General features: G+C 39.5%; 7 protein-coding genes. 6 read left to right on the top strand and 1 reads right to left on the bottom strand.

The window, feature by feature from the left end; genetic code table 11:
- Positions 1-262: 262 nt before the first annotated feature.
- Complete coding sequence (locus FW768_RS05880; protein ID WP_153393628.1) at positions 263-1,891, bottom strand: helix-turn-helix domain-containing protein; 1,629 nt, start codon at positions 1,889-1,891, stop codon at positions 263-265.
- Between the two features lie 257 nt (positions 1,892-2,148).
- Here FW768_RS05880 and FW768_RS05875 point away from each other — a divergent pair, with 257 nt between their 5' ends.
- The 6 genes from FW768_RS05875 (at position 2,149) to FW768_RS05850 (ending at position 12,968) form a co-directional block, all read left to right on the top strand.
- A complete protein-coding gene (locus tag FW768_RS05875; protein ID WP_153393627.1) occupies positions 2,149-2,730 on the top strand; it encodes a hypothetical protein in 582 nt (193 codons plus the stop codon).
- Positions 2,731-3,080: 350 nt separating this feature from the next.
- Positions 3,081-7,895 carry a hypothetical protein gene (locus FW768_RS05870; RefSeq protein ID WP_153393625.1) on the top strand — a complete coding sequence of 1,605 codons (4,815 nt, stop codon included), beginning with the start codon at positions 3,081-3,083 and terminating at the stop codon, positions 7,893-7,895.
- Between the two features lie 202 nt (positions 7,896-8,097).
- Entirely contained in the window at positions 8,098-9,012 is a 915-nt protein-coding gene (locus FW768_RS05865) for a hypothetical protein (RefSeq protein ID WP_153393623.1), read from the top strand.
- A gap of 228 nt (positions 9,013-9,240) precedes the next feature.
- Positions 9,241-10,542, top strand: coding sequence for a DUF7933 domain-containing protein (locus FW768_RS05860; RefSeq protein WP_153393621.1), 1,302 nt, complete (start codon positions 9,241-9,243; stop codon positions 10,540-10,542).
- 208 nt (positions 10,543-10,750) lie between these two features.
- Positions 10,751-12,166, top strand: coding sequence for an RCC1 domain-containing protein (locus tag FW768_RS05855; RefSeq protein WP_153393619.1), 1,416 nt, complete (start codon positions 10,751-10,753; stop codon positions 12,164-12,166).
- 262 nt (positions 12,167-12,428) lie between these two features.
- Positions 12,429-12,968 (top strand): hypothetical protein, encoded by a 540-nt coding sequence (locus tag FW768_RS05850; RefSeq protein ID WP_153393618.1) that lies wholly within the window; start codon positions 12,429-12,431, stop codon positions 12,966-12,968.
- The last annotated feature ends 70 nt before the right edge of the window (positions 12,969-13,038 follow it).

Raw genomic sequence — 13,038 nt, 5'->3', positions numbered from 1 at the left:
TATTTTTTCGAAACTTAATAAGAAGATATTTGTCATTTTTAATATATACGAAGTATAACTCATTTTTGAAAATATACTTTGATATTAAATATATTTATGTACCAACGACAATAAAAGAATGTGGGATTTAGTTTTTAGCTCCCAAAAGTATAATCTATATTATTGCAATTGAATATTCAGAAGAGTTTAATAATCAAATTTTAACTTGATGTATTCAAGTATATTATCGCCAAAATTAAAACCTTAGTAAGAATATAATTAATCACGATATTTCCTCATTTTCCAGCTCCTTAATAAAATAAGAAGGTGTAATGCCGGTTTCTTTTTTAAAGGAGCTTCGGAATACATGTGGAGTGGCATATCCGCATTCTTCAGAGAGGTAGCTTATCTTGTATTTTCTGTAGACAGGATTTTCATAAAGTTTGTTAACAATATAATTAATTTTAAGCCCATTAATATAATCCGAAAAATTAGTATCCCTGTGTTTCTTAATACCTTCAGAGAGGTATTTAGTATTGGTATCAAGATGATGGGCAAGCCATGCTAAACTGATGTCCTTCCGGAGGTACTTCTCAGATTTTTCAAATTTTTCAAGTTTTTGAAGTAAGGCTCTTGAAATATCATCAGTTATTACCGAAGCAGGTTTAGTCTCTTTATGTTCTGCATTTTCATGTAACGGGATATTTTCTTCCTGATGGCTTAATTTGGTGATTAATGCATTGTATTTTTGATGAAGGCGTTTATTTTGTCTTCTCCAAAAAAACAATGTAGCTAAAGCTGCAACGAAAACAATCCCTACAATCAATATAAACTGATTTTTAGTGTTTTTTTTGTGGGTATTATCTATATCTGACACAATCTGTTTTAAAGGCTCCTTAGTATTATTTTTTTCCATCATACTAAGACTGTCTTTAAGGGAAGCATATTGACCCATGTAGATTGCCGATTGTTCTTTTTCACCAATCTCCGTATAACAATAGGCAAGAAACTCAAGGGACTCTACTCTGTTATAAGGATCTTGATATTGCTTTTCTAAATTGAGAGCATGTTTTGCATAACTAATTGAAGTTTTATAATCTTTTTTTTCCATGTACAGCCAGCTGAGCTGGTTGAGCAATATAATTTTATTGCTTGCTGGTATTTGATATGTCTTATTTTCATGTATTTTTAATGCCCGTAAAAGATACTTCTCTGCTGATTGCAGACTTCCTTTAGTATCAACTTGTTCGAGATAGAATATACCCATTCGTATATCATTAAAAGCAATCTGATCATATTTTAAACTCTGAGATATTATAGAACTTTTATCACTAATTTGAAATGCTTTTTCGAGACTTTTTTTATGATAATATATAATAGAATCTCTATATTTTTTATTTTCGAAATGTTTGATACCATAATAGAGTGTAATATTTTCATAGCATAGGGAAAGATTATAAAACTTTTGATCATTATTTTCAATCTCTTTTGCATAGCTTATCGCTGTTTTAAAATCTTTTAGTCCCTCCTCTAAAAAACCAAAATTACTTACAACAGATGCTCTTGTACGAAATATGTTAGAGATAACCCTTTTTTCTTTAGAAGTTGGATTATCCGGAATTATTTCTTTGATTCCATTTCCTATTTCAGCCGCTTTTTTATATTTTCCTTGATTAGAATATAATCTCATTAAATAATCAATGCTTTGCAAGATTCCAGAAGTATATTTTAACGTTTCAGATTCTTTTTTTATCTCAAGTAATACTTTTTCTCGGTTCGAATTACTTGCCAGATTTTTTGGCATCTCATTTAGTTTTTTATCAATAACTGAAATTTTCATTTCCGCAGAACTTTGTGCTTTAATTGTAGATGCTGATATTAAGAGAGAGAGAATATAAAAGAGATATTTCATATGATAAAACGATTTTAGCAAAAGTACAAATATCTACTTGTTCCTTTTATTGTGAGCAACATAAAATAACAATTACAATGTTATTTACAATGTAACCAATTGTTATTTAGTTTTTTGTAAAATAAATACAAAGGGTATTATTCCGGAATAATACCCTTTGTATGCTTGTGAGTGCTTCTTTATAATGATATTATCGCAGCATTATTTAAGTTAACCGGGAGGTATGCCCAAGGTTAACTTTAAAAGAATGCACCCATATGGATTCTGAAAATACAACCATGAAGCGTAAATCTTCCCTCCCTCATCATAAGGGAAGATTTTTTCTGTTGTTTTTTCTGTTTGCAGGTTTCCACATGATGCAGGCAGTTGGCAGACCGGAAGAAGCTTATAACCATATAGAAATTGATGGAGGTGCAAAAATAGTAATTGCGGAAGATGCAGTAATTTCCGGTTTGGGAAATCAGCATATTACCTCTGTTAAAACAAAAAAAAACCACACTAAGCCAAAAAGTCTTCAAAAGTTACTGGTTGCAAAGAAACTGCAAACTAAAAAATCTTGCCAAAAAACTTTTAAACCTAAACAAAACCTGAAAGAAGTTTACAGATTCAGTAATAATCCAAAATCAGATACTCATTTACACATTTCGATATTGGAGGTTTATGCTTTCGGAAGTACATCATTCAGCTTCAAATGCATCATAGGAAATGAAGTGAAGATGATTGGGGCATTGATTCTTACTATCAGTATTTTTCTTGCTATTTTCTATAAAAGCCGGTTATTCTCCGGTTGTTACTTTTTACAAAATTTTCAAAGACCTCCGCCTAAGTTCATTTCATAAAAACAGATTACTGTTTCAATGCACTGTTATTTCAAAAACCTCGTTTTGCTCAACATAACAAATGCATTGTCATCCTGAGCACAAATGAGGAGCAAGCACAGCTTGTAACGAAGTTTGCGAACGTAGTTCTGCACAGCAGAACAGTCGAAGGATCTCACCATAAAAGAATACAACAATATAAATAGAATAATAATTACAATTTCAAAAATGATGAAAAGAAAAGAAATCATGTCTCAAAAGGCTGTTCCTCCGGAGCATACCTTAATTATTGAACCTTGCCACCCATTTAAATACCGATGGCAAAGCAGTAAGTACGATATGATATTTCAAAAATTCAAAACAAAAACTTTATGATGAAAAAACAACCAACGAAACCCATAGCAAGGGTTCTAAAAAAACAAAAGCTGCTTCTGATGCTATTGCTCTTTATGAGTAATAGCATAATACAAGCTCAATGTGTATCGGGATGTAATTCTAACACTTATGTAAATAGCTCTGATCCGAATACCATAGAATATGACAATATAGTATCTATTTTTCATTCAACCATAGTAAAAGAAAGTAATGGAACCTTCAAAGCATGGGGAGCACAGACCGATAGCAACGGAACTGGAAACTTACTTTCTCCAAGAGACATAACTCCGGCAAATGGCTATAATTATATAGGGACACCATTGAAAGCAACTGGAGGATATATTACGGCAGGTGGTTTACCTGAACAGCATGTTTTATTAACTACGGATGGTCTCTACGTATGGGGAGGAACAAATACGTTAATTAGTTCTACTATTAAAAGTACCGCAGCTTTTGGTAAGATTAGTGTCAATGGTAAAACCGATGGTTTACCTGCAGGGGTATTACCGGGGCAAGTAAAGATGATGTTCGGTTCTTATGGTACATTGGCTATTGTGACTTGCAGTGGTGATGCTTGGGTATTATCGTTTACGGGTAATAAAAATGGAGATGGAACAGCGCAGGACGTAACCAATAACGTTATCTGGCATCGTGTCAAAACATCAGCAACCACAGACCTTACCAATGTAGTTGCCATGCGAGGTATGCACAGTGCTTTGTTTGCTTTGACTTCAGACGGAAAACTCTATACTTGGGGTACGGGAACTTATCTTGGCGATGGATCTGCTGTTGCCAACAGAACTTACGCAACACAAGTGTCAATACCTTCAGGAGCTATTCCTAAAATGATTGGGATGACTGGAGGCACAACATCATCGCAATCATACTATCTGTTAGCGAAGGATGGTAAGCTTTATTCTATGGGAGACAATTCTGCCAGACAATTAGGAGATGGAACAACGGTTAATAAAACGAACTGGGTACAGCCACAAAAAGTAACCAATCAGGATGGTCAAGGTACTGGATCATTAGAAAACATTGCTTGGATTTCACCTAGTGAACATTCTGAAAACGGAGCGGGCGCATTTAGCGCAATCAATGTATTAACTTATCAAAACAAACTGTGGGCTTGGGGATCTAATAGTGGTTTCATGATTGGCGGTGCGGCAGACAATACCTACTATAATCCTATCTATATGCCAGGAAGAAGTGCTGCTGCAAACGGGCTTAAAGTAACCGATCAAGTTGCCGCTGTAGAAACAAGTGGTCATACTACTATAAATATAAAAAAAGGGACGGACCGATTTGGCTATGTTGGACATTTAGTTTACGGTAGTATGGGAAATAATAGCAATGCCGATACTGTGGTTCCTACCTATAGCTATAGTACATCTATTATTTCAGTATGCGCCGTAAACATAGGCCCTGCTGTAAAAGACTTAGTTATTTGCCAAGGTACAACAGCTAGTCTTAACAACGCTAACTCAGAAGCCAATCCAAGTGAAGTAGAATGGCACGCTACCAATGATGCCAGTAGCGCTGTAATGACCAACATTACTGCTGTAGCACCAGGTACGTACTATGCTTTTTATACGGTAGCATCGGGTAAATCCAGAACGATGGGATCTCCTGCAACAGTAAGTTATTATACTGCAGCTGCGCCGTCATTATCGGCTAACTCATTGGCAATTAACTGCCCTGCAACCACTGCTAATCTTAACAGTTTAGAGAGTGGTACAACACCTGCAGGCGTACAGTTGGTATGGTTTACCAATAGTGCACATACAGGTGCAGCGTACGCTACCCCTACAGCTGCTACAGCAGGTACCTACTATGCGTTTTATCAAAATACATCAAATAGCTGCTATAGCTCTGCAAGCGCTGCCGTTACGGTAAGCAATGTAGGATCTGCAGCACCGGCAGTCAATACAGCAGTATCAAACAGCTGTCCTTCTGCTACGGTTAATTTAAATACACAGGCACATACAGCAGCAGTTCCTGTGGGTTCTACTTTGGTATGGTTTACCAATAATGCACACACAGGTACTGCTTACGCTACACCTGAAACTGCTACGGCAGGTACCTACTATGCTTTTTATCACAACACTTCCAATGGTTGTTACTCTGAGGCGTCTGCTCCAGTAACAGTAACTATCAATGCTTGCGCGCCATGTACGGCACCTGCAACCACACAAACGGTGAACCTTAATTCAATTGCGGTGGCAGCTGCTCCTGCAGGATCTGTGCTGCAATGGCACAATTCAGCAACGCCGTCTGCATCTACACTGCTTAGCAGCACTACAGTAAATGCAACAGCTACCCCTACCAACTATTGGGCATTTTATTATGATTCTACCAATACTTGTTACAGCCCGGGAAGTAAAGCAACAGTGGTAAGAAATTCCTGCTGTAACTATCCTACGGTAAATCTTAGCGCTTTACCTCACGGTTCTGTGCCAAATGGTTCTACCTTAGTATGGTACACTACGAGCACAAGAACTGCAGGTACGCAGGTAAGCAACCCTCTTGCAGTAGCAAATGGTACTTATTGGCCTTTCTTCTATGACGCTGCCAACAACTGTTACTCACCGGTAGGTAGTCCGGTAATGGTAGCGATAGATAGTGTTTGCCCTGTTACCGATTATGGTTACATCTACGTTAATAAAAAGGCATTAGATGAAAACTCAAGTGTAGACTTTAACTTTACCGTAAACGGAGGTCCTGTTACAGCCTTTACACTTAATGATAAGGAGACCAAAGTAGATCTTAGTGATCTGGGTTCTTCAGAAAACGGTCGCCTTTGGGCAGTAGATGCCAACGGAACTTTGTATTATAGAAATGCAGGAAGCTCAGATTGGGTACAGACTACGGTAACTACGGCAACAAAAGTAGACGGAGCTGCAGGTAACGATTGTTACTTCACCAATACTGCAGGTCAGGTATTGAGATACGATGGTGTGGCAGCACCTACAGTGATAGGTAGTCCTGCGAACTACGGCACACTAAATGCGACAGACGTAGGCTCTGCATGGAATACTACACCTTATATTATGACTTCCAACAACACGATATGGATCTACAGCGGATCTGGTACTGCATGGTCTCAGGTGGGAACTACCACAAATAACCTTAAAGGTGTTGATGCCGATCCATCTAATGGTGACGCAATTGTAACAGACGGAACAATAGTCTACAGATTAACATCTGCAGGGGTGAAAACATCTTTGGGAACTCCGGGATATGTAGATGATGTTGCTGTAACTTCTGCGGGAGAGGTAATTTCTTCAAACGAAGTTGGTTCTGCCCGTAAATGGATCTCCGGTACCACATGGGGGGTACATGAAACAACCAGCAGGCTTTTGGCAGGCAGAATAACAGCGGGTCATAAAGATCAGGCATGGGGTACTAATCCTGCCTATTCAATGTTAAGCTCAATCTATACCCGTGTGGTTGCTGGTACTACGGCAACCTGGCTGGATGATGAAAGAGTGAGAACAACAAACAAGGGGAACTCTATCATGATAAAAGTTCCTGTAGGAACCTATACCATCAAAGAAACGGCAACTTCCGGATGGGAATTACAAAGTATAGACGTGTATGACCCTACTTCCAATTCTACCAGCAACTTTGCAGACCAGTCTGTTACCGTGAATGTTGCTTTAGGTGAAACAGTACATGCCGTATTTACAAACGGGTTGGTGAATACTTTTGCCATGGGTAATGATTGTAGCACTGTTTTCTTTGAAGATTTTGGTTCAGATGCCGCTGGTACTGTGGGGCCTCCTTTAGCGGGACAAACAAGCTACCATTATGCAACAGGTAACAATTTTGCACAAGATGGTTATTATAAAGTAGTAGCAAATGTAGGCCAGTTCTGGGGGGGGAATGATGATCCTCCTTATGACCATACCAGTAACGATGGTACGGGAAGAATGATGACCATCAACGCTTCTTATGACAAAGGAATCTTCTTCCGTCGCAAGTTTACCAATCTGGTACCCGGGAAATCTTATAAATTCTCGGCTTGGCTGATGAGCCTTAGTGATGATGTAATAAAGCCAAATGCTACGTTCCAGGTAATAGATCCTGCCAGCGGTACTGTTTTGAACCAGGTTTCATCTGGTGATATAACAGCACATAATGTATGGAATGAGTACTCAATGAACTTTGTTCCTACTTCTACACAATTAGATCTGGTTCTTCTGAACAATGCTCCGGGAGGTGATGGTAATGATATCGCTTTAGATGATATCCGTTTTGAAATGAACAAACCACAGAATCTTGCAGCAAGCAGAGACTGTAATGCTTCTACGCTTACGGTAACAGCTCCTTTGGGTGCTATCTACGAGTATAGTCTTGATAATGTAAACTGGCAGTCATCTCCTTCATTTACAGGAGTAGCAAGTACGGTTACTAACTACTATGTACGTTATGCAGATGCTGTTGCTTGTGTATCAAGCGCTGCTGTACCATCATGTTTCTGTTACAAGCCGGGTGCTACTACAGGAGGTTCTACATTAAATACCAAAGTGGGAATCACTGCTCTTGGAAGAGCCGGCACTACAGATACAGACAACTGGCCAATGACAAGAAAAGGCGGATGGTTGGTATTGGAATCTAAAACAAAAGGTTTCGTACCAAACCGTGTAGCATTCTCAGGGGGAAACCCGGTAGGTATTGCAGCTGCAGATTTTGTAGAAGGAATGATGGTGTATGATACGACCAACAAGTGTCTGAAAATGTACACCCTGAAAGATGGTGATTCTGCAATGGCATGGCATTGTGTAACCACACAAACCTGCCCGGACTAAAAATAAATAAGATGCTTCGGTTGCGCTCAGGATGACACTCTGTCATCCTGAGCGTGAAGCGAAGCGAAACAGTCGAAGGATCTCATAAAAGCGAAGACGTTCATACAAAACAGAGATATTTCGACGCCGCTACGCTCTGCTCAATATGATAAACCGAGCAAAACCAGAAGCGTCTTTTTAATAAAAAATAACAACGAACAAGATGAACAAAACATATAATAATTTCATTAAGAAAACCCTTATCTCAATCAAGACATTGGCTTTAGGAATAATGATACTCTTTATCAGTGTTGCGACAGCAAAAGCACAAACATGCACAGGTACTACTGCCAACATACCCCCTAATGGAACAATTACTGTTAATGGGGTTTCGGTAACTTCTGCTTCTACGGGCTATGTTTCACAGTTTGGTGCATTTTCAGGTTGTTCTGGTGTTAACTTATCCAATAATAATCTTTATGTGGGTGCTACTACTGGCATTGATACTGGACCTTGGCAGACAGTCCTTACTTTTTCTAAGCCTGTCAATAATATTATCATTTTATTAGCTGCTGCAGGTGGTAATAATAATGAAAAATTCTATTTTACATCCAATGGAGGAGCAATTTCCATTAGTTCAACTAATAATTGCTATTCTGTAATCAATGGGAACAGTATATTTTCTGGAGCAGGAGCACCACCTAGTCCAGGCGGAGGCGGGATTTTCCAGCTAACTTCTCCTACTTCTTTTACAACACTTACAATGAGTGGGCTAGGTGGTATGACGGGATCTTTAATAGGTATTTGCTCTGCTTCTATTGTGGAGTGTACTGCAGGTAATACTGCAGTTCCGCTTACAGGTACAACATTAAATAATTCTGCCAATTGCTCTGCGACAACCGTAAACCTCAATAGTTTACATACGGCTACAGCACCAGGTACTTCACAACTGGTATGGTTTACCAACGATACCCATACTGGGACTGTCTATGCTACACCAACGGCAGCAACAGTAGGTACATACTATGCCTATTATTATGACAGTACTAACAGTTGTTATAGTCCGGCAAGCTCTGCAGTAACAGTAACAATCACCCCTTGTTGTAATGCAGGAAATACAGGTCCTAATATCAACTGAAAAATGAATATATAAAAGATGCTTCTGCAAGCTCAGCATGACAGACAGGTGTTCTAAAAGGGATGTACTCTGTCATCCTGAGTGTGAAGCGAAGCGAAGCAACCAAAGGATCTCAAAGGGAAGAAGTTCATATAAAAGACAAAAAGATGTTTCGGCGTCGCTTCGCTCTGCTCAACATGACAAACCGAGCAAAACTGAAGACAATCTTTACTATTAAAAACAAACAAAATGAAGAATAAAACAAAACATATTTTAACCCAAACAAAAGCAAGCACCAAAGCATTAGCACTGGGAAGCTTTCTTTTGGCTGGAGTCCTCAATACAACAGCAGCACAGGCATTAAGTAATCCCGATTTTGAACTATTAGTAGGTTCGCCTTCTACGGCAAGTTCGTATCCAAATGGGGGATCACAAATGAACAAAGCAGCCAACTGGATACAGTCAACAGCGGGAACCTGTGATTATTACTATGGACCTCCTAACCCAAGTAACAGTGATTATCGTATCAGTATTTCTGCCACAGGTGTTGCCCCGTTTACCCCTGTAAGTGCTCAAAGTGGATCTGCCTATGCTGCAGGTTTTCTGGAACAGATAGTAGGAGGGGCAAATAATATAAAAGAGTATATCACCAACAAATTGTCGACAAAGCTGACAGCAGGTGTTACCTATTCTTTTACATTCTACACCATGCACCTCTATGGTAAATCAGGAACAACATTTTATACAGGGCTAAACTTTGTTGATCTAATACCAGCAGAACAAGGTTTTTTAGGCGTATGCTTTTCAGCTGTCGCACCCACAAGTTCAAACGCAACTGGCGTAGGTTCAACTGCTGCGGGTGCTGGCGGTATGCTAAATTCTTGGAATCCATTGAAAAGGGTATTGATACCTGCAAGCAATACTGCAGTCTATGGTGCTGCGGGACGAAACACCTGGGTACCTGTAACGCTTACCTATACTGCCGATGGAACGGAAGAATATGTGACATTTGGTCAATGGAGAGAGACTGGATCAGCGATGTCGAGTGGTACTGTATATCAGTTATATGACAATCTTTCTCCTACCATAACTCCTGTAGCAGGTTTAAGCAAAAGCATCTCACCAGCTATTATCCAACAGGGAGGAACTGCTACCTATACTTTTACAGTGAACAATACCCAATCAGGAAGTACAGCATTATCGGGTCTTAGCTTTATAGATACCCTGCCAAGCGGATTGAGAATTGCTTCTAACCCTAATGTTGTGGTAACAGGTCTTATAGGGGGTACAACTACAGTCACTGCAGGAGGAACATCCATAGCGACATCAGGATATTCCATCGCTGCCAATACTACAGCTACCATTACCGTAAATGTAACCAATGCAGCAGGGCAGACCAATACAAGTTGCGGCAGTAACCCTGCAGCATTTACCAACGGAAGTAGCAATATAAGCGGGCTAAGCAGTAACCTTGTTAATAATGTAAGTAATGTATGTCTTGTGATCACTCCGTGTGCTGCAGGAGGTACAGCACCTGTGCTTAGTAATTAAATCTTAACATAAAAGAGATGTTTCGGCGCCGCTGCGCTTCACGCTCAGGATCTCAAAACGATGCACTGTCATCCTAAGCGGAGTTGAAGAAACCTAACGAAACGGTTCAACGAAGTCGATCTCAAACAAAAGAGAAGAAGTTCATATAAACACATGATAACAATAAATCTATAAAAAATCAAATTTACTAACCACAAAAAATCAAATTATGGTACACACTACATTTTTCTCAAACAAGCAAAAAGCAGCAGCAGTTGGTCTGGGTATGTTTTTATTTAGCTTCAGCACGATTAACGCACAATGTTCCACTACCGGGTGGAAGAAATTCTCACAGGGAGAAACATTCAGTGTTGCTTTAAAAGAAGACGGAACACTTTGGATGTGGGGACAAAACATCAACGGTATTCTTGGTGATGGCTCTGGTACTACAACAATAGTACAGCATCCTACACAGATAGGAACCGATACAGACTGGACAGATATTTCGGTCGGAAGATGGTTTGTTTTGGCAAAAAAATCCAACAACAATCTTTATGGCTGGGGCGATAATACATGGGGAAATTTAGCAACAGGAACTACTGTAAGTCAATATGCACCATTTCTGATGGCTCAGAATGTTAAATCTTTTTCTGCTGGTTATCATCACAGTCTGATTGTAAAGACAGATGGTACAATGTGGGGGGTAGGCGCTAACCCTTACGGACAGCTTGCCAACGGAAACCTGGTAAACCAAACATCATGGCAACAGGAAACTTCACTCGCTACAAACTGGGAAAAAGCGTCTGCAGGATATTATAACTCATTCGGGATCAAAACCAATGGTACACTTTGGTCTACAGGAACCAATGGATTAGGAATCACCGGTACAGGTACAACGGCAGGAATAGCTACATCTTATTTACAAGTCGGAACAGATACTAACTGGCAGGAGGTTTCATGTGGGGTAGAGCATGCATTGGGACTTAAAACTACCGGTAAGTTATTTGGTTGGGGGAATAGTAGTAATGGAAGACTGGGATTTGCTCCTGCAGGAGCGATAAGTACACCACAAGCGGTAGAAGCTGCTAATAATTATACTTATATCGCAACATCATGGGATGGGTCTGCTATCATAAAAAGCGATGGTACGTTATATGTTTTTGGGGTGGATCATGGTGGTACAACCGGAACTTCCGGAAATACGCCAACTCAGCTTGGAACAGATACCAATTGGAAAACATTGGCATTAAGAGTGGGCGGGTATCATTTCGGAGCTTTGAAAACAGATACTTCCATCTGGGCCTGGGGAACCGATAATGTGTATCAGTTAGGTAATGGTGACGGTACTCCTGCAAATACCAATATACCTACGCAGGTTACCTGTACAGATGCTTTTTTAGGGGTTAACGATATTTCATCTGATAAAAAATCTACCTTATTATATCCTAATCCTGCAAAAGATTTTGTATCCATACAGTCTTCAAAATCGGTTTCTGAAGTTAAAATTTACACTACGGCCGGAGCTCTTGTAAAATCTGTATCAAAAGTTTCAGACAACAAAATAGATATTTCCGATTTGACCGCCGGTGTTTATGTCGTAAAAATAAACAACGAATCTCAGGGCTTTAAATTAATTAAGAAATAAAGTTGTTACAGTAAAAAGCCAAAGGATATTTACCATGCCATCCTGAGCCTGTCGAAGGATCTCACAAAAGCGAAGATATTCAAACAAACAGAGATGTTTCAGTGCCGCTACGCTCTGCTCAACATGACAGGTGTACCTCTTCCAAAAGAGTGCTCTGTCATCCTGAGCGTGGAGCGAAGCAGAACAGCCGAAGGATCTCTCATCAATATGACAAATAAAAGTAACAAAAAACCGCTCCCAAAATGAGCATAAAATACCTACTATGAAAAATAACATTCTGATACTGGCAATGCTGGTCACTGCAACGGCAGTAAAATCTCAAGTGGCAATTGGCAAAGAGGGGGTAAGCAACACATCTGTTTCTCTGGAATTTGCCAATACAGAAAATAAGGGACTTATCCTTCCTTACGTAACCGATAAAAGCGGTATTACTGAAGAGGGAAGTACCATTTATGACACAACGGATCATAAAGTAAAGTACCTGAAGAATGGCGGAGTATGGGTCAACCTTAGTGAAGATGATGGTACTGCAGCTACGATAGGAACAGCAGATCTGTCTATACAGGGAGCGGATAAAACAGAGCTGTCTACAGCAAAAACTGCCATCGGAACCAATGCCTCAGCTAATGGAACCAATGGTATCCTGGTTTTAACCGATACAGACAAAGCAATGATTTTACCCAAAGTGGCAAGTCCCCATACCAATATCATCAACCCGGCACCGGGAATGATGGTGTATGATACCACAAAGAAACAACTTGCTGTATACAACGGCAAAGTATGGTCTTTCTGGAAACCTTAGTATTGGACACTTCACAAAATTGACATTTTTTGTGTCCGATAGTACTACATAAATCATCCGAAAACTATTA

The organism is Chryseobacterium vaccae (genome assembly GCF_009602705.1).
In the GTDB taxonomy this organism is placed as follows: domain Bacteria; phylum Bacteroidota; class Bacteroidia; order Flavobacteriales; family Weeksellaceae; genus Chryseobacterium; species Chryseobacterium vaccae.
The sequence above is the reverse complement of the archived record's forward strand: the minus strand, read 5'-3'. Positions and strand labels throughout refer to the sequence as shown.

Bases quoted from the DNA above. Each gene is read 5' to 3' on its own strand.
- FW768_RS05855 (WP_153393619.1), top strand. From the start codon at position 10,751: ATGGTACACACTACATTTTTCTCAAACAAGCAAAAAGCAGCAGCAGTT.
- FW768_RS05850 (WP_153393618.1), top strand. From the start codon at position 12,429: ATGAAAAATAACATTCTGATACTGGCAATGCTGGTCACTGCAACGGCA.
- FW768_RS05865 (WP_153393623.1), top strand. From the start codon at position 8,098: ATGAACAAAACATATAATAATTTCATTAAGAAAACCCTTATCTCAATC.
- FW768_RS05880 (WP_153393628.1), bottom strand. From the start codon at position 1,891: ATGAAATATCTCTTTTATATTCTCTCTCTCTTAATATCAGCATCTACA.
- FW768_RS05860 (WP_153393621.1), top strand. From the start codon at position 9,241: ATGAAGAATAAAACAAAACATATTTTAACCCAAACAAAAGCAAGCACC.
- FW768_RS05870 (WP_153393625.1), top strand. From the start codon at position 3,081: ATGATGAAAAAACAACCAACGAAACCCATAGCAAGGGTTCTAAAAAAA.
- FW768_RS05875 (WP_153393627.1), top strand. From the start codon at position 2,149: ATGGATTCTGAAAATACAACCATGAAGCGTAAATCTTCCCTCCCTCAT.